The organism is Pseudomonas sp. TWRC1-2 (assembly GCF_049896685.1).
Classification (GTDB): Bacteria; Pseudomonadota; Gammaproteobacteria; order Pseudomonadales; family Pseudomonadaceae; genus Aquipseudomonas.
The window spans coordinates 97170-119379 of sequence record NZ_JAFCUU010000004.1 but is presented as its reverse complement, the minus strand read 5'-3'; the positions used below and the strand labels follow the sequence as shown (position 1 = coordinate 119379).

19 protein-coding genes, 4 tRNA genes and 1 pseudogene are annotated in these 22210 nt (G+C 60.1%); 14 read left to right on the top strand and 10 right to left on the bottom strand.

The window, feature by feature from the left end; genetic code table 11:
- The first annotated feature begins 97 nt into the window (after positions 1-97).
- From ACP7B3_RS13065 to ACP7B3_RS13055, 3 genes and pseudogenes are all read left to right on the top strand, one after another.
- Positions 98-1510 carry a PLP-dependent aminotransferase family protein gene (locus ACP7B3_RS13065; protein WP_426179068.1) on the top strand — a complete coding sequence of 471 codons (1413 nt, stop codon included), beginning with the start codon at positions 98-100 and terminating at the stop codon, positions 1508-1510.
- A gap of 114 nt (positions 1511-1624) precedes the next feature.
- Positions 1625-2731 (top strand): annotated as a pseudogene (locus ACP7B3_RS13060) (HAMP domain-containing protein); the annotation flags it as partial.
- Positions 2711-3592, top strand: coding sequence for a methyl-accepting chemotaxis protein (locus ACP7B3_RS13055; protein ID WP_426179509.1), 882 nt, complete (start codon positions 2711-2713; stop codon positions 3590-3592). The pseudogene ACP7B3_RS13060 and the gene ACP7B3_RS13055, both read left to right, overlap by 21 nt.
- A 39-nt stretch (positions 3593-3631) precedes the next feature.
- On the opposite strand, the gene ACP7B3_RS13050 is transcribed toward ACP7B3_RS13055, so the two are convergent.
- Positions 3632-4444 (bottom strand): alpha/beta fold hydrolase, encoded by an 813-nt coding sequence (locus ACP7B3_RS13050; protein WP_426179066.1) that lies wholly within the window; start codon positions 4442-4444, stop codon positions 3632-3634.
- 115 nt (positions 4445-4559) lie between these two features.
- Positions 4560-5318, bottom strand: coding sequence for a hypothetical protein (locus ACP7B3_RS13045; protein WP_426179064.1), 759 nt, complete (start codon positions 5316-5318; stop codon positions 4560-4562).
- Positions 5319-5688: 370 nt separating this feature from the next.
- Here ACP7B3_RS13045 and ACP7B3_RS13040 point away from each other — a divergent pair.
- The 5 genes from ACP7B3_RS13040 (at position 5689) to gltS (ending at position 7515) form a co-directional block, all read left to right on the top strand.
- A tRNA-Glu gene (locus ACP7B3_RS13040) sits at positions 5689-5764 on the top strand.
- 3 nt (positions 5765-5767) lie between these two features.
- Positions 5768-5843, top strand: a tRNA-Gly gene (locus ACP7B3_RS13035).
- 104 nt (positions 5844-5947) lie between these two features.
- Positions 5948-6023 (top strand) — tRNA-Glu (locus ACP7B3_RS13030).
- A gap of 3 nt (positions 6024-6026) precedes the next feature.
- Positions 6027-6102, top strand: a tRNA-Gly gene (locus tag ACP7B3_RS13025).
- A gap of 201 nt (positions 6103-6303) precedes the next feature.
- The gene (gene gltS, locus ACP7B3_RS13020; RefSeq protein ID WP_426179062.1) at positions 6304-7515 is read left to right on the top strand and encodes a sodium/glutamate symporter; all 1212 of its coding nucleotides are present in this window, start codon (positions 6304-6306) and stop codon (positions 7513-7515) included.
- Positions 7516-7526: 11 nt separating this feature from the next.
- Here the strand turns inward: gltS and ACP7B3_RS13015 are convergent, their stop codons facing one another.
- The gene (locus ACP7B3_RS13015) at positions 7527-8318 is read right to left on the bottom strand and encodes a helix-turn-helix domain-containing protein (protein WP_106580670.1); all 792 of its coding nucleotides are present in this window, start codon (positions 8316-8318) and stop codon (positions 7527-7529) included.
- A 139-nt stretch (positions 8319-8457) separates the two neighbouring features.
- On the opposite strand from ACP7B3_RS13015, the gene ACP7B3_RS13010 reads away from it, so the two are divergent.
- From ACP7B3_RS13010 to ACP7B3_RS13000, 3 genes are all read left to right on the top strand, one after another.
- Positions 8458-9561, top strand: coding sequence for a polyamine ABC transporter substrate-binding protein (locus tag ACP7B3_RS13010; RefSeq protein ID WP_426179060.1), 1104 nt, complete (start codon positions 8458-8460; stop codon positions 9559-9561).
- A gap of 38 nt (positions 9562-9599) precedes the next feature.
- Positions 9600-9812 carry a hypothetical protein gene (locus ACP7B3_RS13005; RefSeq protein WP_426179058.1) on the top strand — a complete coding sequence of 71 codons (213 nt, stop codon included), beginning with the start codon at positions 9600-9602 and terminating at the stop codon, positions 9810-9812.
- Between the two features lie 65 nt (positions 9813-9877).
- Positions 9878-10123, top strand: a complete 246-nt coding sequence (locus ACP7B3_RS13000; protein ID WP_426179056.1) for a hypothetical protein — start codon at positions 9878-9880, stop codon at positions 10121-10123.
- A 23-nt stretch (positions 10124-10146) separates the two neighbouring features.
- On the opposite strand, the gene ACP7B3_RS12995 is transcribed toward ACP7B3_RS13000, so the two are convergent.
- Positions 10147-11628, bottom strand: coding sequence for a PLP-dependent aminotransferase family protein (locus ACP7B3_RS12995; protein ID WP_426179054.1), 1482 nt, complete (start codon positions 11626-11628; stop codon positions 10147-10149).
- Positions 11629-11705: 77 nt separating this feature from the next.
- Here ACP7B3_RS12995 and ACP7B3_RS12990 point away from each other — a divergent pair, with 77 nt between their 5' ends.
- From ACP7B3_RS12990 to ACP7B3_RS12980, 3 genes are all read left to right on the top strand, one after another.
- The gene (locus ACP7B3_RS12990) at positions 11706-13367 is read left to right on the top strand and encodes a M24 family metallopeptidase (protein ID WP_426179052.1); all 1662 of its coding nucleotides are present in this window, start codon (positions 11706-11708) and stop codon (positions 13365-13367) included.
- A gap of 260 nt (positions 13368-13627) precedes the next feature.
- Positions 13628-13882, top strand: coding sequence for a hypothetical protein (locus ACP7B3_RS12985; RefSeq protein ID WP_145166075.1), 255 nt, complete (start codon positions 13628-13630; stop codon positions 13880-13882).
- A gap of 20 nt (positions 13883-13902) precedes the next feature.
- A complete protein-coding gene (locus ACP7B3_RS12980) occupies positions 13903-14451 on the top strand; it encodes a hypothetical protein (RefSeq protein WP_426179050.1) in 549 nt (182 codons plus the stop codon).
- Between the two features lie 72 nt (positions 14452-14523).
- Here the strand turns inward: ACP7B3_RS12980 and ACP7B3_RS12975 are convergent, their stop codons facing one another.
- The 6 genes from ACP7B3_RS12975 to ACP7B3_RS12950 form a co-directional block, all read right to left on the bottom strand.
- Positions 14524-16263, bottom strand: a complete 1740-nt coding sequence (locus tag ACP7B3_RS12975; RefSeq protein ID WP_426179048.1) for a dipeptidase — start codon at positions 16261-16263, stop codon at positions 14524-14526.
- Positions 16264-16781: 518 nt separating this feature from the next.
- Complete coding sequence (locus ACP7B3_RS12970; RefSeq protein WP_426179046.1) at positions 16782-17999, bottom strand: phospholipase D-like domain-containing protein; 1218 nt, start codon at positions 17997-17999, stop codon at positions 16782-16784.
- Positions 18000-18053: 54 nt separating this feature from the next.
- Entirely contained in the window at positions 18054-18701 is a 648-nt protein-coding gene (locus ACP7B3_RS12965; protein ID WP_404487465.1) for a MotA/TolQ/ExbB proton channel family protein, read from the bottom strand.
- 17 nt (positions 18702-18718) lie between these two features.
- On the bottom strand, positions 18719-21004 hold the full coding sequence (locus ACP7B3_RS12960) for a TonB-dependent receptor (protein ID WP_426179043.1): 2286 nt from the start codon (positions 21002-21004) through the stop codon (positions 18719-18721).
- Between the two features lie 24 nt (positions 21005-21028).
- Complete coding sequence (locus ACP7B3_RS12955; RefSeq protein WP_119735549.1) at positions 21029-21763, bottom strand: energy transducer TonB family protein; 735 nt, start codon at positions 21761-21763, stop codon at positions 21029-21031.
- Between the two features lie 2 nt (positions 21764-21765).
- Positions 21766-22173, bottom strand: a complete 408-nt coding sequence (locus ACP7B3_RS12950) for an ExbD/TolR family protein (RefSeq protein WP_145166068.1) — start codon at positions 22171-22173, stop codon at positions 21766-21768.
- Positions 22174-22210: the final 37 nt, after the last annotated feature.

Genomic DNA, 22210 nt, shown 5'->3' with positions numbered 1-22210 from the left:
AAAATCAATACTTTAATAAATTTCGGCGACAGGTCGAACCCGGCTTCTGTGCTTAACTGTTTGGGGTTGAATAACAGACAGTTGAAGTGAGTGGCTCATGGATTTAGGCATCGATCGACAGGCCCTTGTACCGGTGGTGCAGCAAATCGTCAGCGCGGTGGCGCAATGGATTCGCACGAGCGGGGCAAGCCCGGGCACGCGCTTGCCGTCCATCCGGCAATTGGCCCTCGACAACCTGCTCAGTCAATCCAGCGTCATCGAAGCCTTTGAGCGAATGGTGGCGCAGGGGGTGTTGGTGGCAAAACAGGGCGCGGGGTTTGTAGTGGCCCAGCCGCCGGTTTCCCTTGAAAGCCACTGGTATGAAGGCGCCGAGCTGGGCTGGGGCGCCTACGTCGATGGCCCGTTGGGCGAGTTGAAACTGGGCTGCGGCTGGCTGCCGGACGCCTGGCGTGAAAGCGATGACATTTGTTACGCCATACGCGAAGTCAGCCGCACCGACACCGCCGGGTTGTTCAACTACAGCACGCCGCTGGGGTTGCCGGCACTGCGTGAGCAACTGCTCAAGCGCCTGACACAGATGAAAGTGCCCAGCAGCCTCGACTGCATCCTCACCACCCATGGCGCCAGCCATGCACAGGACCTGCTCATACGGACGTTGCTCAAGGCCGGCGATACGGTGGTGGTCGAGACGCCCGGGTATGCCAACCTCTACCGTCAGTTGGAGCGCCACGGCGTCACGCTGCTGCACGTCCCGCGCACGCTGGGCGGCCCGGATATCCCGGTGTTGGAGACGTTGCTGAAAAGCCATCGCCCCAAGTGCCTGTTCATCAACTGCCTGTATCACAACCCGACCGGTACCAGCCTGTGCCGCGTCGTGGCCGAGCGCCTGCTGCAATTGGCGAGCAGCGAAGACTTCCTGATTGTCGAAGAGGACGTCTACGGCGACTTGCAGCACGCCAGTTGCACACGGCTGTCGGCGCTGCCCCATGACGGTCGGGTGATTTATATCTCGAGTTTCTCCAAGACCCTCAGCAGTGCCCTGCGCGTGGGGTATCTGAGCGCCAGCGCAGCGATTATTGCGCCAATGGTGACGCTCAAAACGCTGACAGGCATCGGCACGTCGCGGTTTGCCGAGGCGGTGCTGGCCACGCTGCTGGCCAATGGCACCTACCGTAAGTGGGTGCAGCGCCTGCGCAAGCGCTTGAACACACAAATGGCCGCGACCCTGCAGGTGCTGGAGGACGAGGAGTGGGAGGTGTTCGCCGTGCCCGCCGGGGGCCTGTTTGTGTGGACCCGGCCTGGCAGGGGCGATCATTCACGCTTGCTGGCCTGCGCCCGACGGAACGGTGTGTTGTTGTCGCCAGGGGCGCTGTTCAATCCCAAGGGCGAACACAGCGACTGGCTGCGCATCAACGTGGCCTATGCTGCTGATCAGCGGGCGCTGGCGTTGTTCCGTGCCATGGGGCCTGCCAGATCGACCTCGACCATTCTGAAAACGACGGGCATGTAGCTTTTTGCCATTATTGTGGCGCCAACGTCTTGTGCCGCTGGCTCGTCGTTGCGAATCTCGCTGCATGGAAACCGGGCTCGATGGCATCTGCCATTGCAAGAGGATTCAAGTGCAATGATTTCAGGCGTGCAACGACGTTTCGCCAACCTCGGTATGGCGAAGAAACTGGGCTTGGGTTTCGCTCTGGTGCTGCTGTTGACGGCGCTGGTGGCGGCCATTGGCGTGTGGTCCCTGCAAACCGTTGGCCAGCGTTTTGAAGGCCTCAAGGCCATGTCATCGCTCAACAGCGGCTTGCTCAAAGTGCGCCTGATCGAGCAGGACTATGCGCTGCACGCCGACCCCAAGTCTGTCGATGCCATGCATGAAAGTGTCGATGCACTGGCGGCGATGGCCGCCAGCCTCAAGGCTCGGTCAGCCACGAATGTGCCAGTGATGGGCGATGTCGAGCAGGCGTTGGCGGCGTATCGCAAGGCATTCGACGAGTTTGTCGAACTGACCCAGACCAAGGACCTGGCGCTGGAAATGGCCAGTTGGTCGGTGTCCAGTGTGGCCAATAACCTCGATGTGTTGCAGGCCGGCCTGGCCGACGATGGCGCCTATGGCCTCAAGGAAAGCCAGGGCAAGGACGGCGCCGAGTTTATCGAGCAGGCCGGGCAGGTCAGCCAGGTCTCGCGGCTGATGTTGCAAGCCATGAATGAGGCGCACGTGCGCCTGGATCAGAGCCGCAAGGCCGATGCCGACAACGCCGAGCAAGGCAAGATCGAACAGGCCGACCAGGCCCTGGCGCAAGTCGAGCAGTTGAAAACCTCGGTCAAGGATGCGGGTTACCAGACCGTACTCAATGAAGTCTCCGGGCATATCGCGGCATTCAGCGAAAAACTCGGCGAGTACACCGGGCTGCTGGCCCAGGAAAAAGTCGTCTACAAGCAGTTGCATGATCGCGCCGACCAAGTGGTCAGCCGGGTCAACCAGGCGTACGACGCCGAAGACCAGTCCATGCAGGCGCAATTGAAGAAAAGCGCGTTGTTGATCATCGGCTCCTCAGCCCTGGCGCTGCTGGTGGGCTTGATCGCGGCGTGGGTGATTACCCGGTTGATCGTGGCGCCGCTGCGCACGGTGATCGCCGTGGCCCAGCAGATTGCGTCCGGCGACCTGAGCGGGCGGATGGAAGTCAGCCGCCGCGATGAAATCGGCCAGTTGATGCAGGCGATGCAGCAGATGGGCAGCGGCCTGAGCCAGATGGTCAGTGGGCTGCAAGCGGGCATCGAGCAGTTGGCCAGTTCGGCACATTCACTGTCCAGCGTCACTGAGCAGACCAATGTTGAAGTCAGCAGCCAGAAGGAGGAGACCGAACAGGTTGCCACGGCAATGAACCAGATGACCGCCACGGTGCACGACGTGGCGCGTAACGCCGAAGAGGCCGCGCAAGCCGCGCAGACCGCCGATGACAAGGTCGACAGCGGTCAGCAAGTGGTACGCCAGAGCCTGCAACGGATTGAATTGCTCGCGTCCTCCAGCACCAGTGCCTGCGCAAGTATCGAAAGCCTGAGCGCGGAAATCCAGAATATCGGCACGGTACTGGGCGTGATCAAAAGCGTGGCCGAGCAAACCAATCTGCTGGCCCTTAACGCCGCCATTGAAGCTGCCCGCGCCGGCGAGCAGGGCCGAGGGTTTGCAGTGGTGGCCGATGAAGTGCGGGCGTTGGCCAAGCGCACGCAGCAATCGACCGAGGAAATCGAGCGTCTGGTCAGTACGTTGCGCAGCGCAACGCAGTCGTCGGTGCAGCAAATCCAGCAGAGCGGCGAGCTGGTGAAGTTGGCGGTCAGCGATGCGCTGGAAACGGAGAGCGCGTTGGGCAGCATTGCCGCGGCGGTGTCATTGATCCAGCAAATGAACCAGCAGATTGCGGCGGCGGCCGAGGAGCAAAGCTCGGTAGCCGAAGAGATCAATCGCAGCGTGACCAGCATTCGTGCGAGCGCCGATCAGTCGGCGTTGAGCATGCAGGGCAATGCCGCGTCGAGTATCCAGCTGGCGCAGTTGGGCGCGGAGCTCAAGGGCATGGTGGGGCACTTCCGCCTTTGATCGCAGCGGGTGAGCTGCGAGCAAAGGGCAGGGCGCCAATCAGGCGTGGTTGGCGAGGAAGGTCAGCAGCGCTTCATTGACGAAGTCCGGGTTTTCCCGGGCCGAGATATGCCCCGCGTCGGGAATCAGCGTGAGGCTGCAGCCAATCAGTTCAGCCATTTCCTGTGATTCTGCGGGCGGCCGCGGTTTGTCCTGCTCGCCGCACATCACCAGCGTGGTGTCCGAGTCCAGACGGGGCAGCTGGTCCAAAATGGTCTCGCGGCTGAAGATCAGGCGACCCAGCGGCACGATGCTGTTCAGCAGGCGCTCTTTGGGAAAGGCCTGCAACGCCTTGCGAAAATCCTGGTACAGGGCCGACTCGCGGTCGATGCCCGGGCGGAAGAAAATCGGTGCAACCACATCCAGCAACGGCTCGGGGATGGCGCCGGCGTCTTCGATCATCTTGAACAGCGAGAAGTAATACTGGCGCGTGGCGTCGGGCTCGGCGCCCAGGTAGGTGTCCATCAGCACCACGCTGTTGATGCGCGCCGGTGCCAGCAACGCCAGGCGCGCGCCCCACATGCCGCCGACCGACAGGCCGACCAGATTGATTTGCGCGATATCCAGCTGATCCAGCAGCGCCAGGGCCTGGCGCGCGAGGTCGTCCAGAGAGCGGGTTTGTGTCGGCAGCGGGCCGGACTCACCGTGGCCCCACAGTTCGGGCACGATCACGCGGTACTGTTGCGACAGGGCTTCAATTTGCGGGGCCCACATGTCGTGGTCCCACAGGTAACTTGAACCCAGCAGGACGGCCGGGCCGTTACCCTGGTCGACATAGTGCAGCGGTTGTCCATCAATCACGGCAACAGGCATAGCAGGCCTCTAACTTCACGGAGTGAGGGGCACTTTTTTACGCTAGTCGGGGGCGGGCGGATAGGTGCAAAGTGATGGCATGTGGCGACCTGAGGTCGCCACATGGGGCAGGTGATCAGTCGTAGATGGCTTTCTTCTTCCATTCGGCGTCGGCGTCGACGACTTTCAGGCCTTCGGTCAGTTCGTTGACTTCGTCTTCGGCCGGCTTGCTGTTGGTCAGCACCGTGGAGTTGGCGCGGGCCAGTTGCGACTCCAGCAATTGCAGTTGTGCACTGTAGAGCACCGGCTCCGGCTGTTTGCGCAAGTACTGCACGCCACGCTCGAACGCCAGGCGTGCCTGGCCAGGCTGGCCTTGTTGCAGGGCGTGCTGGCCCAGGTTGTTGAAGAACTCAATGTGCAGCAACACCAGGATATGGCGAATTTCCTTGATCCAGTGCTTGGCTTCGTTGGCCGGCAGAAAACCGTCCTGGGCGGCACGGGTAACTTGACCGTGCAGTGCCTCGAGCAGGAAACGCACGTCCTTGGCCTTGGCTTCGGTCTGGATCGGCGCGGGCGGGTTGGCCACCGGGATCGATTCGCCCTGGCCGATCAGCGCGTTCAGCTCAGCAATACGTGCCTTGAGCGGCGCGCTGGATTTTCTGAGGTTCAACAGGCGCTGGGTGACGTTGAGTTCCAGGCGAGTCAGCAACAGTTTGAGTTTCGGGGTCATCAACTGGCCGGGGAACGTCTCGGTGATCTCACCGCAACGACGCAGCCGATCGTTAAGCTCGATTTCGGTGCGCTGCTTTTCCAGTTTGTTGTTTTCCACCACGTGGTTCATGTAGCCAATGGCGACCAGTATTGCGATCCCGGCTATTACCAGCAGGGTGATCATGAGTGGTGTCACCGGTGTGACCTCTTTATAGGGTTTGCTGTGGAGTGTAGTGACTGGGCCTTGCGACGGATAGGATTGTTCGACCAGTTGCCCAGGTAGTTTCTTCTATATAGGTAAGTGTTCCCTGCGTGGATGCACATTGCCATCATTTGCCTGGGTGAACTATAGCGCCTTGTCGGGCGCCAGAATATAGGCGCCAATGCCCGGACGGGCACAATGCCCGCAAAGGCCTGGAAAGCAGGGCGAAGTCATTGATTTAAATAAATTTATCCTTGGGGGTTGACGACCTTTCAATCCATCCATAGAATGCGCGCCACTTACAGCGTAAAGCACACAGCGAAACGCGGTAGGGAGTGAATGTTGTACGTGTGTCCCCTTCGTCTAGTGGCCTAGGACACCGCCCTTTCACGGCGGTAACAGGGGTTCGAGTCCCCTAGGGGACGCCATATGCGGGAATAGCTCAGTTGGTAGAGCACGACCTTGCCAAGGTCGGGGTCGCGAGTTCGAGTCTCGTTTCCCGCTCCAAATTTAAGCAGTGTGGCCTTCGGGCGACACTGAGTGAAACCAGGGCATAATCTTAGGATTTAATCTCTGGGCACTGAAATACACACCATGTGTTTCAGTAGCGTGTCCCCTTCGTCTAGTGGCCTAGGACACCGCCCTTTCACGGCGGTAACAGGGGTTCGAGTCCCCTAGGGGACGCCATTTGCGGGAATAGCTCAGTTGGTAGAGCACGACCTTGCCAAGGTCGGGGTCGCGAGTTCGAGTCTCGTTTCCCGCTCCATATTCAACGAAAACGCCGATCAGTGATGATCGGCGTTTTTGTTCGTGTCGCTTTTTTGCCGACAAAACGCACCGCGCGTGTAGGCCATGTGCTGATGTACGTAGGAATGGTCTGTAATCAATGTCGGGTAGCTGTGTACCTGTTCCGCTGTCTCTACTCTGGCCAGCCCATTTTCCTTGTTTACTTCAAAGGACTGTCCAGATGCTTCAGCTCGATTTCTATTCAACCCTGGTCGCTGCCTCCCTGGTGCTTTTATTGGGCCGTTGGCTGGTGGCCCGGATCGGCTTTCTACGCGCCTACAGCATTCCGGAGCCGGTAGCCGGCGGCCTGTTGGTTGCCGCATTGCTGCTGGCGTTGCGTGCGCTGGCGGATGTCGAGGTTCGCTTCGACACATCCTTACAAACCCCATTGATGCTGGCGTTTTTTGCCACGATTGGCCTGAACGCAGATTTCGCCAGCCTGAAGCGAGGCGGGCGCGTGCTGGGTATTTTCCTGCTGGTGGTGACGGCCCTGCTGGTGGTGCAAAACGCCATGGGCATCGCGTTGGCCAAGGCGCTGGGGCTTGATCCATTGATGGGCTTGCTGGCGGGCTCCATCACCCTGTCGGGTGGGCATGGCACGGGCGCCGCATGGGGCGCGGTGTTCAGTGAGAAGTACGGCGTGGCTTCCGCGTCTGAACTGGCGATTGCTTCGGCGACCTTTGGTTTGGTGCTGGGCGGCTTGATTGGTGGCCCGGTCGCGCGCCTGCTGATCAAGCGCGTCCAGGTGCCTGGCGTTGAACACTCGCAGCCGCGGCGGCCCAAAGGCTTTGAGCGCCCCGATCAGGAACGCATGATCACCTCGTTTTCATTTATCGAAACCCTGGCCCTGTTGGCGATCAGCTTGCAGGTTGGCACGTTCCTGAGTGGTGTTATCCAAGGCACCGCCTTCGAGCTGCCCACCTTTGTGTGCGTGCTGTTCGTCGGCGTGGTGCTGCGCAATGGCTTGTCGGCGCTGGGTTGGCATCAGGTGTTTGAGCGCGAAGTGTCGCTGCTGGGTAACGTCAGCCTGTCGTTGTTCCTCGCGATTGCCTTGATGTCGCTCAAGCTCTGGGACCTGGCGGCGCTGGCGTTGCCGATCGTCATCCTGCTGGCGGCACAGGCGCTGTTGATGGCCCTGTTCGCGATTTTCGTGACGTTTCGGGTCATGGGCAGCAACTACGATGCGGCGGTGCTGGCGGCCGGGCATTGCGGTTTCGGATTGGGCGCGACACCCACCGCCATTGCCAATATGCAGGCGGTGACACAACGCTTCGGCCCCTCGCAGATTGCCTTTCTGGTGGTGCCGATGGTGGGGGCGTTTTTCATCGACATCACCAATGCGGTGGTGATCAAGCTGTTCCTTGCGCTGCCGTTTCTCGGCGCGGCGGGCTGAGCGCTGCGCCTTCAGTTCACCGCGTAGACGTCCTGTTTTGGCATGAAGAAACGCGCAAAGAGTTCGGACTGGGACTTGATGTTCAGCTTGGTGTAAATGTTGCGCCGGTGCACTTTCACCGTTTCTGTCGACAGGGACAGTTTGCCGGCGATTTCTTTGTTGGAGAACCCGCTCAACAGCAACTTGAGCACGTCCTTTTCACGCGTTGTGATCTGGCTGCCCAGTTGAACAATTGCCTGCGACCAGGGCGGTGTCTCATTGAGGTTTTTTTCAACGTCGATCTCAAAGCACATACGCTGGTGCATCAATGCCAGCACCCAAGGCTTGATGATATCCAGTGTGGTGATCTGTTCCGGGCTGTAGCGCACGTTACTGCCGAATGAAATACACAGCGTCCTGTCCTCATCGAGCTGAACGTTGTACTGCACCTCATCCACCGAGACGTACTGGGCGAAATACTGACGGTAATACTCGGTGGTCAGAAAGTGCTCGGGCGCTATGTCTGACAAGTGAAAAAAGCCACTCTGCGGGTTTTCACGGTTGGCAATGTAGAACGGGTCCAGCAGGTACAGCCCTTTGAGGTAGCGCTGAGTCAGGGCATCCACCTCCTCGGCATCGGCCACTTCAGTAAAGCTGATGACGTTGACTTGTTGATCGCTGAAAACCAGGACAACCCAGTTGTCGATCTGCACATATTCATTCAACACGCGAACCAGCGAGCTCCAGAAAGCCGGGCGATTGAGCTCCATGATCAGCTTGCCGGCCGATCGGTGCCAGGCCAGGTTATGAAGGTCGAGTGACATGTTCTACCCCTTTAGGGTTAGGCGTTCATAGGCGCGAGCTAAGTACTTGTAGGTATTTACTATTCGACGACGCCGGGTATATTCACCTCCCAGCGGATGCAGGCCATGAAGGCCTGTCGTTTTTGACAAGGATAGTTATATGAGTCAATCACATTTGCGAGCCATTTTTTTGGCCTCGCTTGTCTGTGTAGGTATCAGCGCGCCTGCAGCGGCGGCGCAACCTCAGGTGAATCTGTACAACTGGTTCGGGTTGATCGCGCCAGAGACGCCCAAGGAATTCGAGCAAAAAACCGGCGCGCGCATGCACGTGGATGCCTTCGACAGCGCCGAGATCATGCAGAGCAAGGTCATGGCCGGGCGCACGGGCTATGACGTGGTTGTCGCCACCTCCAATGTCCTGCCAGGCCTGATCAAGGCGGGCGTGCTTGCACCGCTGGACCGCAACCAACTGAGCAACTTCTCCCATATCGACCCAGAGATGTTGGCGCTGCTTTCGGTGAATGATCCGGGCAACCGCTATGCCGTGCCTTACCTGTGGGGCACCACCGGGATTGGCTATGACATTGATAAAGTCAAAGCCGCGCTGGGTGACAACGCCCCGGTGGACAGCTGGGACCTGATCTTTAAAGAAGAAAACATCAGCAAGCTCAAGTCCTGCGGCGTGGCGATGCTCGACTCGCCCAGCGAGGTCATTTCGATCGCGTTGAATTACCTCGGCCTGCCGAGCAACAGCCAGAACCCTGAGGATTACCAGAAGGCCCAGGCGCTGCTGTTGAAAATCCGTCCCTATATCCTCTACTTCGACTCATCCAGAACCGACGCCGACTTTGCCGATGGCAATATTTGTGTGGTCGTGGGCTGGGCGAGCGGGGCGCTGACGGCGCAGGCCATCAATGAGAAAAACAACACCGGGCGCAAAATTGCCTACAGCCTGCCGCGTGAGGGTGGGTTGGTGTGGTCGGAAAACTTTGTGCTGCTCAAAGATGCGCCCCATGCCAAGGAAGGTCTGGCGTTCATCAATTACATGCTTGAACCGCAAGTGATTGCCAAGAGCTCGAACCACACGCTTTACCCGAACGCTAACAAGGACGCCACTGAGTTCGTCGAGCAGAAGCTGCGCGACAACCCTTGGATATATCCTGACAAGCATACGGTTGCCACCCTTGTTCCGCTTGAACCACTACCGTTGAAGTTGGAACGAATCCGCACGCGCGTGTGGACCAAGGTCAAGAGCGGTACGTAACCCCGCTGGGCATTCATCTTTATTGGCAGAGGGCTTACATGGCTATTTGCAAAAAAATCAAAGCCGACACTTATCAATTAGTGACGCTGATAAAGATGGTTGAGGCCTATGAGGCGCAAAGCACCCACGGCCTCACGTCACTGGGTAATGAACAACAACTGCTGAACCGCATCGAGGCATTGCTCCATAAACAGGGTGGGGGAGTCGCTCGACGAAAGTCGATCAGCGCCGGCGTATGCATGGGGCCATAGCGTCCCAGCGTTAGCCGTCGGCAGACCAAGGGGCTGTCGCAGCGTTTTCAGGGAGGAGAAAAATCATGCGCCAAGCGGCTAACCCATACGTTTTGAAGCCGGACGATTACCAGGCCTACAAGGACATCGAAGAACAGATCGGCCATTGCACGCCCGAGCAAGCCTGGGCGATGTATTACGTCTCGAGCGGGATGGTGCGCGAGTTCATCACGCGGGCGGTGATGGAGCATATCGGTCGCGGCAATCGGGCGCTGTTGCTCGAGTTTCCCGACCTGGCCCGGCTTCAAAACAGCGGCCATGGCGCGCTCTAGGTGGTGTCGATGCGTGCGTGTGATCAACGCCTGCTCATCACCTTTGCCAACCGCAGTGTGGCTTCCCGCAGCTCATCCCGATCAAGCGAGGCAAACCCCAGGCGCAGGGCATTTTCCGGCACATTCAGCGGTGAAAACTGACGCGCACTGCGCACCACCACGCCCTGGCCCCGGGCTGTGGCGAGCAACTGATCGACGTCGGTTTCATCCTGGAAGCGAACCCAGAGGGCCAGGCCGCCTTCTGGCTCGCGCACCTGGATTCGATCGCCGAATGCGCTGTGCAAACAGCTGTGCAGCACCTCTCGACGCGCCACGTATTCTTTCGAAACACGGCGCAGGTGCTTCTTCAATTCCCCCTGATTGATCAGGTCCGCGAGCATTTTTTGTGCAACCGCGTCGGTGTCGCCTACCATCAGTGCCGCACTGTTCTGCAGCACCTCAATCACGCTGGCCGGAGCCACCACATAACTGCAACGAAACGTCGACCCCAACGCCTTGGATAACGAGCCGATGTAGATCACATGGCGTTGCGCGCCATCACTGGCCAGCGGCAAGTAGGGCCGCCCGTTGAAGTGATATTCGTGGTCGTAGTCTTCTTCGATCACGCAGAAATTGTGCTGCGCCGCCAACGCCAGCAGGTGTTGCCGACGGGCCGCATGCAGGCTCACCGTGGTGGGAAACTGATGGTGCGGCGTGAGGTAAATCATCCTTACATCATGTGCATGGCATAACTGCTCGATGTGGTCCGTGCGACAGCCTTCATCGTCCATATCGACGGTGATCAATTGCGCGCCGAGCTTGCGGAAAATTTCCCACGCCGGCGGGTAACTCAGGCGTTCCACCAACACCACATCACCGGGTTTGATCAGCAGGCTGGCCGTCAGGTACAGCGACACCTGAGTGCCGGGCGTGAGGCAGATATTCTCGGCGCTGACGGTCAGCCCGCGATTGTTGCGCAGCATCTCTGCCAGCGCGCAACGCAACTCATAGCCGGTGCCCTCGCTGCCGTAGCGCACCGAGTTGGAGGCAAAACTGCTGCGCAGGGCATTGCGGTAATAGCGGTGTAAAACGGCCTGGGGCAGTAAGCGGTGGTCGCAGGCACCGTTATCGAAAAACAGTGCGTCATGCCGATGCTGCAGCGCGATGACTTGGGCATTCTGCTCGAAATACGGCACCACTGGCTGCGCCAGCAGTGGTGGCGCAAAGGAGTGCTGCGCGCGGCTGGACGCGGGCGTTGGCGCCAATTGCGCATTGACGAACGTGCCCCGGCGCGGCTCGCTGATCAGCCAGCCTTTGGTCGACGCTTCCTCGTAAGCCAGGATCACCGTCTTGCGGTTGACGTCGAGTATCTGCGCCATTTCCCGTGTGCCCGGCAGCAGTGTGCCGGGCGGCAGCCGTCCTTCGAGGATGGCCTGCACCAGGCCTTCGGCAATCTTGCGATAGGACGCCTGGGGAGTGCTCTCGTCGAGCTTGAGCAGCGGGCGCCATTTACGCATCTGGACCATATGAAGTATCCAAAACTGGAGGTTTTAATGGGCCTAGTCTAGCGCAACAATCCAACCTCACTGACCCCGAGGTGCTTATGAACACACGCCATGTCATCGAACTCTCCCCCTCGGGGAAAACCTTTGAAGCCGGCGATGAGCTGTTGCTGGACGCGATGCTCGCCAGCGGCCTGTCTGTGCCGTTCTCGTGCCGGCGCGGCGCGTGTGGTTCGTGCAAGGTGGTGGTCACGCAAGGCCATTACCGCGCCAAGCAGCTGGCGCCGGGCGCACCCGCGCCGTGCTACCCGTTGGCCGCCAATGAAATGCTCTTGTGCCAAAGCCACGCCTGCGCCGACATGCGCCTGGAGATTCCCGGGTGGTCGCTGGACACCCCTGCGCTGGTGGTCGAGGCGACGGTGCTGAGCAAGCGTGCCCTGAGCCCCGACATCATTGAGTTGGTGGTGATGCCGGACAGGCCGTTGGCCGTGCGGCCGGGCCAGTACCTCAAGTTCCGCCTGGTCGATGGCGACTCGCGCTGTTTCTCGATCGCCAACCTGCCGGCCGACGGCGATGGGCGCCTGGTGTTTCAGATTCGCCGGGTGCGCGGCGGGCTGTTTTCCGAGACCCTCCTGGACAGCCTTGAGGCTGGCGATCTGTTGACGCTGGAGGGGCCTTTTGGTGCCTGCACCTGGCAGGACGATGACGATGCGCCTGTGGTGTTGTTCGCCACAGGCACTGGCTACGCGGGTATCAAGCCGATCCTGCTGAGCGCGTTGAAGCAGGATGTGGAGGTGACGTTTTACTGGGGCGGCGCGCAGGCGGCAGACTTTTACGACCGCGTATTTCTGGACCAGGCAGTCATCGACCACCCGCGTTTTCACTGGCACCCGGTATTGGCGGCGCAGGGCAGGGTGCAGGAAGTGGCGCTGAGCCATGGGCACCGTTGGGAGGCGGTTCAGGTGTATGCCTGCGGCAACGGCGGCATGATCAGCCAGGCGCGTGCCGATTGCCTGGAAGCGGGTTTGCCGAGCCATCGTTTTGTCGCCGAAGCGTTTGTGCCCAGTGGTCAGTCGAGCGCCGACACGCTGCTCAATGGACTGGATGAAACCTGGGAAAAAGTCGGCCCTCGGTACTCGCTGGACGGCATGCTCGCCGCCCGTGAAAAAACCATCCGCGCCCTGGCAGCGATTGCCAGCCAGCTCAAAGTCGGCATGACCACCGGGCAAGCCCTCGACATGGCTGCCGCGCAATTGCAGGCCATGGGTGCCTCCCACACCTGGCACCCGACGTACATTCGTTTTGGCGACGACACGGTTCGCCCGCCCAGGGAAGGCATTGACCCACTGCGCACGCTGCGTGCCACCGATATCGTGGTGGTCGACCTCGGCCCGGTGTGGGACGGCTATGAGGGCGACTATGGCGACACCTTCGTCTTCGGCGAGTCAGCGCTGCACCGCGATTGCTTCAAGGTCTTGCATGAAGTGTTCGATGAAACCCGCGAGGCCTGGATACGCGGCCTGACCGGCTGTGAACTCTATGACTTTGCCGAGGAACGGGCCGTTTCCAAGGGCTGGCGGTTGTCGCGCAACCTGGCCGGCCACCGTATTGCGGATTTCCCCCACGCCTTGTTCGGCAACCAGGAATTGGCCGCGCTTGAGATCACGCCGAGTGAAATGGTGTGGGTGCTGGAGATCCAGCTCTGCCACCCCACCGAGCCGGTCGGCGGGTTCTTTGAAGATATCCTGATGCTTGAGGCTTGAAGGGCTACAGCGCAGCCCGCCATGGCCGCGGGTTGCAAAGCCTGGTAGGCCATTTCCCTGTTTTGCATGAACTTTGTGAGCGTTGTCCGCTCATACAGCCATTGGCCATCAAGGCGATTCTTGCTGCTCAAGTGCCGTTCTGGTGCTTGATGCGCCGGCAGGAAAATTTCACAAAGACGCGAAATGGAAGTGTTTTTCCGGCCAAGGGAGTCTCTGGCCCGTTTTGGCACGTTGTACTCAATACGATAGGGACATCACCTGTGAAATATGCAATCTGCGCCACCTTGCTGCTGTTACTGAGCGGCTGTCTGACCATGTCGGGTGAATACACCGTGACGGCTCAGGACGCCTCCGGCGCCCCGTTAACCAAGCTCGGCACGTTCACCGCCGAGGGCCATAACATTTACCCCATACGCAATGCGTTCTGCCTCAATGCGCCGGGGGCGACGGTGATCATTCGCGATGCCCGGACCGGCGAAGAACTGCGCAGCGAAAGCCCTTATCACTGCCGTTAGGCCTCAAAAAAAGGATTTCCATGAGAGCGTTTCTGATAGCCGGCCTGGCCGTGGCCGTGAGTGGCTGCGGCAATATTTCCAATATCCGTGCTTACAACACGCCCTATGTTGAACCCACAGCAGGGGATACCGCACGCTTGCGCGTGATCACCAATGGCATGGCGCGTGGTGTGCCGGGCCGTGATTGCATCGACTGGCGTGTGCCTGGCGCCGGGGTGATGGCCGTGTCCGAATCCGGCTTTGCGGGTCAGAATAATGGCCACAGCCTGGGCATGCCCGAGAGCAACCGCTGGGTGGAGGCGCAAGGCTCGGCGCGTAGCGAACTGAAGGTGCCGGCAAACAAGCCTTTTGCCATGAACTTCCAGAGTGAAGGCTATGTGTCTGGCGGCAATGCCTATAACTGCAGGCAAAGCTTTTACTTCACCCCCAAGGGCGGGGAGGATTACGAGCTGATCCTGCTGGACGGTGGCCAGTGCCTGATTGCGTTGCAGCGCCTGAACCCGACGGGGAAACCAGAGAACGTGCCGGTGGAGAAGGCCAAGCTGTGCAATGCGATGGATATGTTTTAGGCCGCAAGCCCGACCTGTTTAACCACAACGCCGATCAATCTTGATCGGCGTTGTGGTGTTTACCTTCGCGTATCAGAGCTTCGGCAGTTGCCCTACACGGCCCATCATTTCCGTGACGATCTGCAGGTCCAGCAAGAACTGCTCGACGGTCTTGAACTCACCGTCGGTGTGCCCGGTGTACTTCACGTCCGGCTTCGCCAGGCCGAATTGCACGCCATTGGGCAGTTCGTGTACAGAGGTAGCGCCGGCCGACGTGCCGAACTTGTGCTCCATGCCGAGGTTTTCGCTGGCCACCGCCAACAGGGCTTTCACCCACTCACCTTCAGGGTTGCGGTACATCGGCTCGGCCACCGAGTAGGTGACGTTCATCGCCACGTTGGTGTGCTTGTCCCAGGTGCTGATTTTCTCTTCGATTTCTGTCTTGAGCACCTCCGGCGATTTGCCTTTGGGGATGCGCAGGTTCACCGCCAGCTTGAAGGCTTTGTCATCCTGGCCGACAAACGTCAGCGAGGTGGTCAATGGCCCCATGAACGCATCGGAGAAGCCCACACCCAACTTACCGCCCAGGTAATCCAGGCCCCAGTTGTCAGCCGCATAGTGTGCAGCGTCGGTGATGTGGTTGTGCTTCAGCGCGATCTTGCCGTCAATGCTGTGGATCAGCTCCAGCATGCGTGCGACCGGGTTGACGCCCGCTTCCGGCTCGGAGGAGTGAGCCGACACACCGGTGAGCGTCAACTTGACCTCTTTGCCGACCACCTTGGCCGTTACGTCGAAATTGCCGCCATTTTGCTTGACGTAGTCAGCACCGGCTTTTTGCAGGCTGGCGGCCAGTTCAGCAGGCTTGTCGCTGAGCAGGGTGGCGACCGAGGCCGACGGAATCTGGTTGGTGGCCATGCCGCCGGTCATCGAGATAATTTCCGCGCCTTTGCCAGTGCCTTTGCGCACCGGGAAGCTCGCCATGACGGTGCCGTAGCCTTTCTCGGCAATCACGACCGGGTAGCCGCCATCCAGCGCCAGGTTGTATTGCGGCACCGGGTTGTGTTCGAAGTAATAGGGGATCGCGTCGCCCATGGTTTCTTCAGTGGTGTCCACCAACAGCTTGAAGTTGCGCGCCAGCGGCAGCTTCTCTTCCTTGATCACCTTCATGGCATACAGGGCGACCACGATGCCGTTTTTGTCATCCTCGGTGCCGCGACCATACATGCGATCGCCAATCAGCGTGACCTTGAACGGGTCGAGCTTGGTACCGTCCTTGAGCACCCAGTTTTCCGGGGTCACCGGCACCACGTCGGCGTGGGCGTGAATGCCGACGACTTCATCGCCGCTGCCTTCCAGCGAAATTTCGTACACGCGGTTGTCGATGTTGCGGAAGTTCAGGTTGAAGGCTTTGGCCAGGCTCTGGATCTTGTCGGCGATCTTGAGGAATTCCGGGTTTTTGTACTGCGGCAGGCCGTCGACGTTGAAGGTCGGAATTTCGACCAGCTCGCGCAGGGTTTCAAGCGCGGCTTTGCCGTATTTAACGCGGGTGTAAATACCCAGCAGGCGGTTGATTTCGTTCTGCTGGTCGGCGGTCAGGGTTTTGTTGGCCAGGAAAGCGTCAATGGCCGGGCCGACATCATCGGTTTTCGCCAGGTCGCTCTTGGCCAGGGTGCCGAGGAAACCACGGAAATCGGTGGCTGGGGTTTCGCTGAAATGTTTGATAATGGTCGCGCTTTGTTCCGCGCTGATGTTGGCGAATGCGGGTGTGGCAATGGCCGAGAAGCTGGCCGCGAACAGGGTGGCAGCCACCAGTTTTTTCAGTGGGAAGTGCATGACTAGAGGCATTCCTTTGCAAAAGAGGAGTGGGAAAATTTCTGATCGAAATGTCAGAAACAATTTCACACACTACCATCACCAAGGAGTGGTAGGGGAGACCCGGATCAGGGAAATGTCCTACCTCGGTAGTTGAGCCACCAAGCATCAAATGTGGGAGCGGGCTTGACCGCGAAGGCGGTGTGTCAGCCAGCGCCTACGTTGACTGACACGCCGCTATCGCGGGCAAGCCCGCTCCCACATTGTTTTTTTGCGTAGGAAAAACCGAGTTCAGCTCAAGGCTTGCCAGGATGCGGGTCCGGGTACTGCGCCGCTACAGCCAGTGCCTTGGCATACGGCCCATCCCACAATTGCGCATGCATCACCACTTCCAATTTGAGCCACAAAAATTCAAATGTGGGAGCGGGCTTGCCCGCGAAGGCGGTGTGTCAGCCAGCGTCTATGTTGACTGACACGCCGCTATCGCGGGCAAGCCCGCTCCCACATTGTTTTTTTGCGCAGGAAAAACCGAGTTCAGCTCACGGCTTGCCAGGATGCGGGTCCGGGTACTGCGCCGCGACATCCAGTGCCTTGGCATACGGGCCATCCCACAATTGCGCATGCAGCTCGCCCACCCGCTTGGCCATCGATGCGTCATGCATCACCACTTCCAGGTTGCGCGAGTTATCCAGGTACCCGCCCAGCCAGTTGCTGGTGCCGACCCATGCTACTTGCCCGTCAATTTCCATGGTCTTGCTGTGGATCACTCGCGCGTAAGGGATAAACCCTTGCTTGGCCTGCGGCAGGGTGACGATTTTGACCTCTACGTTGGGCAGCACGGCCAGGCTTTTGAGGTAGGGCAGTTCCAGCGAGTCGGTGTTCCAGTTGGACACCATCAGCTTGATCGACACCCCACGCGCGGCGGCGGCGCGCACGGCGTTGTCGATCACCGCGTAGTACGGCCGGGTTCGGTCCGGCCCGTAGGACAGCGGCGCGTAGTCGAGCAGTTGCACGCGCACTTCTTTCTTGGCCTCGCTCAACAGGCGCGGCAGTTCCCGCTGTGAATCGCCTACGCCGGGCGGGTTGTAGCGTTGTGGGCTGGCCACCAGATAGTTGCCGGTGCGTGCCGGCTCCTGGCCCGCAGCCGGCAGCGGCACGGCTTGCTTATCTGCAAGCGCGGCCTGGGCCTGCCAGTCCTGATTGAAGATCGCCTGCACCTGGCTGACCACGGTGGCATCACTGATGCGCAAGCCGGTTTCATGGATATGCTCCAGCGAGCGCCAATCGAAATTCTGGCTACCGATAAACGCCTGCTTGCCGTCCACCACCATGTACTTGGCGTGGATAATCCCGCCGCTCAGTTGCCCGTACGAGAGCACGCGAAAGGTCAGGTTGGGAATCGCGCGCAGGCGTTCCAGGGTAGAAGCCTCCGACAGCCGAAGGCCTTTTTCCTCAAGCAAAAAGCGAATCTTCACACCACGTTTACCAGCGGCTTCCAGGTGCTCAATCACCTTGTCCATCACCGAGCCGGGATGGTCGGCGGCGTAGAACTGGCCGATATCAATGCTGTTTTTTGCGCCATCAAACAACGCGATCCACACCGGCCCCGGCTGGCGCAAATCGGCCGTGCTCAGCGTGGTATCCACCGGCACGGTGTGCACCAGTTCAAAGCCTGGAATTGAAAAGTCCGCCTGGGCCAGCGGACTGAGGAGCAAGCCAGTGAGGCCTGCGATACGCAACTTCATCGATAGGGACATACGCGTCTCACCGGACAAAAAGAATGGCGGGCGCATTGCGCGCCCGCCCAATGGTCACGCCGTGCGGCTGTGCAGTGGCGTGGGTACCAGGTGCGGCACTTCATTGTGTACGCGGGCACCGGTGGCGGCGCGGATCAGCAGGATTTTCAGCTGGTCGTTGATGCGCTCCAGGCTGTCCTGGAAGAAGTTGTGGAACACCACGCAGAACAGCGCGATGGCGATACCCAAGCCGGTGGCGAACAACGCCGTCCCGATGCCACCGGAGATCTGGCCTGGGTCGGATACGCCGGCACTGGCCAGCGCCTTGAAGGTGTCGATGATGCCCAGGATGGTGCCCAACAGGCCGAGAAGCGGCGCGGCGGTGGTGATGGTCTCGATGATCCACAGGCTGCGCGACAGCGGCGCGCGGGTCTTCAGGTACTGGGTTTCGATTTCGTCGTCCAGGTCCTTGCGCGAACCCTGAGAAGCCTTTTGCGCCAGCACCGACAGCACCATGTTCAGTGGCAGGCTGTCGCGACGGGTCAGGCTTTGCGGCAAGTCGCGCTCGCTGTGCACATTGGCGCCCAGCACCTCGGTCAAGGCCCGCGCCTGGCGGCGCACGTAGGCGAAGTAAATGCCGCGTTCGATGGTGATGAAAATCGCAATCGCCATGGCGGCGTACATCACATAAAAGGTGATGTCGTGAAGCAGGTTCATGTCCATGATCTATAGCCTCGCAGTTAGAAATTCGCTTCCAGGGAAACAGTGACGGTACGGTCCAGGCCAACGATGTAGGCAGGGTCGCCATCGCGGAAACCGCTGTAGCTCGCCGCGTTGGTTTTGGTGGTGTACACGCCGTCCAGGTACTTCTTGTCGAACAGGTTGTCGACGTTCAGGCGCAGGGTCGCGTCCTTGACGACTTTCTTGTCCACGGGCAGGTAGATACCGGCGCCGAGGTTGAAAATAGTGCGCGCCGAGATGGCTTCGTCGTTGGTCAGGTCACCGTAGAGCTTGCTGGTGAACTTGCCGCCGAAGGTGCCGTAGAAGCGCCCGTCGTCATAGCCGATGTTGGCCGCCAGCATGTTGGCCGGCACGTTGGCGAACTGCTTACCGCTGGTGGGCAGCACAATCGGTTTGCCGGCGCTGAACACGGTCAGGTCGTCCTGCTGCTTGGAGCTGGTGTAGGTGTAGGAGGTGTAGTAATTGAAGTTGTGCGCCAGCTTGCCGCTCCACTCCAGTTCCAGGCCTTTGTTGATCACGGTGCCGGCGTTGATGTCGGCCGAGTCCCCGTTGCTGTCCAGCGAGGTCAGCTGGCGGTTCTTGAACTGCATGTAGAACAAGGTGGCGGCGAGGGTCATGTCTTCGCCGGTGTAGCGCCAGCCCAGTTCCTGGTTCCAGCTCAGTTCCGGCTTGGAGTCCAGTGAGCCGACGCCTTTGTCGTACAGCACGTAGTTCTGCGGAATCCGCATGTTGCGCGACAGGCTGTAGAACAGCTGATCACGCTCGTCGAGCTGGTATTTCAGGCCGGCATTGGGCAGCAACTTGTTGTAGGTCTGGTCAGCTTTGCCCGGTTGCTCGGTGAGGCTGCCGTGGTTGGTGCCTTCGCGCTCGACGTTCATGTAGGCAAGGCCGGCGATCAGGGTCCAGTCCGAATTGATGTACCAGGTGTCCTGGGCCCAGACTTTTTGCGCCGGCGTCACGGTGTAGCGGTCGCGGCCCTGTACGGTATTGCCGTTGGCATCGACCACCGAGTCGCCATCCGGCCAGGTGTCGCTCGGCTTGCCGCTGTTTTTGAGGGCAATGAACGGCTGGGTCTGGCTTTGGCGCGCGCGTTCGTACCAGTAGCCGAATTGCAGGCTGTGATCACCCAGGTCCCAGTTGAGTTTGGTGGTGATGCCAGGGCGCCAGGTCTGTGTGCGCGAAGGGCGGTAGTAAACGCCCGTGGTGGACGAACCGTCGGCGTTGTACTGGGCCTGCGTCGGCAGGTTGCCGAGGTCGAAAACGCCGCCCTTGTTCGAGCCGCTGTTGAGCGCATAAGCGGAGGAGCCCACGCCGCTGCCGTTGCCGTAGTAGTAATACGGGATCACCGACAGCGCCAGATTGTCGCTCAGCTTGTACTGGGTGTTGAGCACGGCGGTAAAGGTCTGGAACGGGTTCTGCGCCAGGTCGTAGTAGCTGCTGATCTTGCCGTTGGCGCCCAGCGCCGGCTTGGCCGGGTACGGGTCATATTTGCGGCCGAACTGCTGGAACTGCGCCTTGGTCAGCTGGCTGTAACTGTTGTTGTCCTGCTCGTGGTACTTGAGGATCAGGTTGGCGGTGTTGCCGTTGCCGGCGTCGAAAAAGCTGTTCCACTCCACCTTGTCCGCCCGCACGGCGCCCGAGCCACGCCACATCTGGCCTTCGGTATGCGAGGCCGACAGCCAGTTGCTCAGGCCGTTGACCTCACCGGTGTTGAGGCGCGCAAAGGTCTTGCGCGTGGCATTGCTGCCCACCACTTGTTTGACGAAGGCCCCGGTTTCCTTGGTCGGGCGGATGGTCACAATGCCGATGTTGCCGCCGCTGGAACCGATATGCGGGCCATCCGCTTCCGACGAGCCCTGGGTGACGAAGATCTGGTCGATGTTTTCCGGATCGCCCAGCAGGTTGGAATACAGCGCGTAGTTGCCGGAGTCGTTGATCGGCATGCCGTCGACCGACATGCCGACCTGGTCGGAGTTCATGCCGCGCATGGTGAAGCGAAAGCCCGAGAGACCGGTGTTGTCCTCGCTGGAAATGTTCAGGCCCGGCGTGTACTTGAGCTTGTCGATGGCGTTGCCGGTGGCGGTTTGCTTGTCCAGCGCTTCCTTGGTGATGGTCGAGCGGCCCTTGGCGCTCTCTTCCTGGACCATGTAACCGCCCCCCGCGGTTGCCTTGCCCCCCTGTATTCCAATCGTGCCGACGTCACTGTCATTGGTATCGGCCATGACCACTGCGTGGCTCATGCTAGTCGCGGCAACGAGTGCCAGATGAATACGGGTGAACCTCATCACTGTCGTCCTGGTGTCGGGTGCTTATTGCACGCTGTAGTTGAAGGTGGCGGTGAAGCGTTGCTCGTTACGTCCACCGAAGGCTTGTTCGGGGAACGGCTTGACCTGCTTGATGCGACGCAGGCTATTGGTGGCGGCTCGGTTGAGCAGCATGCTCGGCGCCGGGGTCTGGATTCCGGCATCGAGCACGCGGCCTTGTCGGTCCACCATCAACCAGACCACCACCTCGCCACTGGGGCGTTCGAGAGACGCCTGGCGCCCGGTGGGGTATTGCTTATACGTGTCCAGCTCGTTGCGCAGGCCTTTGAGGTAGCCGCCTTCCAGTGCCTGGCCATCTACTTTGGGCGGCGCCGGCGGGGCAGGTGGCGCAGGTGTCGGCGCAACGGCGGCCTGTACCGGCTTAGCAGCAACCGGCGCCACTGGCGCTGGCGTTGGCGTCGGTTTGGCGGCGACCACCGGCTTGGGTTTGGGCACCGGCTTGGGTTTGGGTTCAGGTTTTGGCAAGGGTTTGGGCGGTGGTGGCGGCGGGGCCGGTTCGGCCTCTTCATCCTCAATCACCGGCGGCGGTGGCTCCTGCTCCACGACGGGCTCGGGGACCACTTCGGGCTCGGGCTCGACCAGGGCAAGTTCAACCGCCGACTCGTCATACTGCGGCTGGATTTTCAGGGGTTGGGACTGGATACCCAGTGCAATCAGCACCAGGGCGATCAGGGCCGGGACACTGCCCAGCAGCCGACGCGCACGAAACAGGGCATACATGATCAGGACTTACGCGTGGCGATGGACACGGAGGTAAAGCCACCCAGGCGCAGGGTGTCCATGACTTCCACCAGGCGCGCAACTTCCACGCCTTTGTCGCTGTTGACGATGATGGTCGACTTGGTATCGGGCTTTTCAGCGGCTTTCAGCGCAGGGACCAGGGCGTCGACTGTGAGGTCCTTGCCATCGAGTTGCAGCTGGCCTTGCAGGCCCAGGGTGAGGATGAATTTGTTCTGCGGCTTGAGTTGCTGCGAGCTGCTGGCGCTGGGCAGTTGAGTCTTCATGCCGAGTGCCGGAATCACGTTCAAACTCACCAGTACGAAAAACACCAGGAGGAACATCATCACGTCGATCATCGGGATCAGCTCGATGTGCGCCTTGCGTTTCTTGGGTTCATCCCAGGTTCTCATTCTGTTGCCCCGTCATTGAATTAGGGGCGACACGCTA

Coding starts and splice junctions, on each gene's coding strand:
- ACP7B3_RS12965 (WP_404487465.1), bottom strand. CDS start 18,701: ATGGACATGAACCTGCTTCACGACATCACCTTTTATGTGATGTACGCC.
- gltS (WP_426179062.1), top strand. CDS start 6,304: ATGCTTCAGCTCGATTTCTATTCAACCCTGGTCGCTGCCTCCCTGGTG.
- ACP7B3_RS12960 (WP_426179043.1), bottom strand. CDS start 21,004: ATGAGGTTCACCCGTATTCATCTGGCACTCGTTGCCGCGACTAGCATG.
- ACP7B3_RS12990 (WP_426179052.1), top strand. CDS start 11,706: ATGAACACACGCCATGTCATCGAACTCTCCCCCTCGGGGAAAACCTTT.
- ACP7B3_RS12955 (WP_119735549.1), bottom strand. CDS start 21,763: ATGTATGCCCTGTTTCGTGCGCGTCGGCTGCTGGGCAGTGTCCCGGCC.
- ACP7B3_RS12980 (WP_426179050.1), top strand. CDS start 13,903: ATGAGAGCGTTTCTGATAGCCGGCCTGGCCGTGGCCGTGAGTGGCTGC.
- ACP7B3_RS13050 (WP_426179066.1), bottom strand. CDS start 4,444: ATGCCTGTTGCCGTGATTGATGGACAACCGCTGCACTATGTCGACCAG.
- ACP7B3_RS13055 (WP_426179509.1), top strand. CDS start 2,711: ATGCAGGCGATGCAGCAGATGGGCAGCGGCCTGAGCCAGATGGTCAGT.
- ACP7B3_RS13010 (WP_426179060.1), top strand. CDS start 8,458: ATGAGTCAATCACATTTGCGAGCCATTTTTTTGGCCTCGCTTGTCTGT.
- ACP7B3_RS13005 (WP_426179058.1), top strand. CDS start 9,600: ATGGCTATTTGCAAAAAAATCAAAGCCGACACTTATCAATTAGTGACG.
- ACP7B3_RS12970 (WP_426179046.1), bottom strand. CDS start 17,999: ATGTCCCTATCGATGAAGTTGCGTATCGCAGGCCTCACTGGCTTGCTC.
- ACP7B3_RS13015 (WP_106580670.1), bottom strand. CDS start 8,318: ATGTCACTCGACCTTCATAACCTGGCCTGGCACCGATCGGCCGGCAAG.
- ACP7B3_RS12995 (WP_426179054.1), bottom strand. CDS start 11,628: ATGGTCCAGATGCGTAAATGGCGCCCGCTGCTCAAGCTCGACGAGAGC.
- ACP7B3_RS13045 (WP_426179064.1), bottom strand. CDS start 5,318: ATGATCACCCTGCTGGTAATAGCCGGGATCGCAATACTGGTCGCCATT.
- ACP7B3_RS12975 (WP_426179048.1), bottom strand. CDS start 16,263: ATGCACTTCCCACTGAAAAAACTGGTGGCTGCCACCCTGTTCGCGGCC.
- ACP7B3_RS13000 (WP_426179056.1), top strand. CDS start 9,878: ATGCGCCAAGCGGCTAACCCATACGTTTTGAAGCCGGACGATTACCAG.
- ACP7B3_RS12950 (WP_145166068.1), bottom strand. CDS start 22,173: ATGAGAACCTGGGATGAACCCAAGAAACGCAAGGCGCACATCGAGCTG.
- ACP7B3_RS13065 (WP_426179068.1), top strand. CDS start 98: ATGGATTTAGGCATCGATCGACAGGCCCTTGTACCGGTGGTGCAGCAA.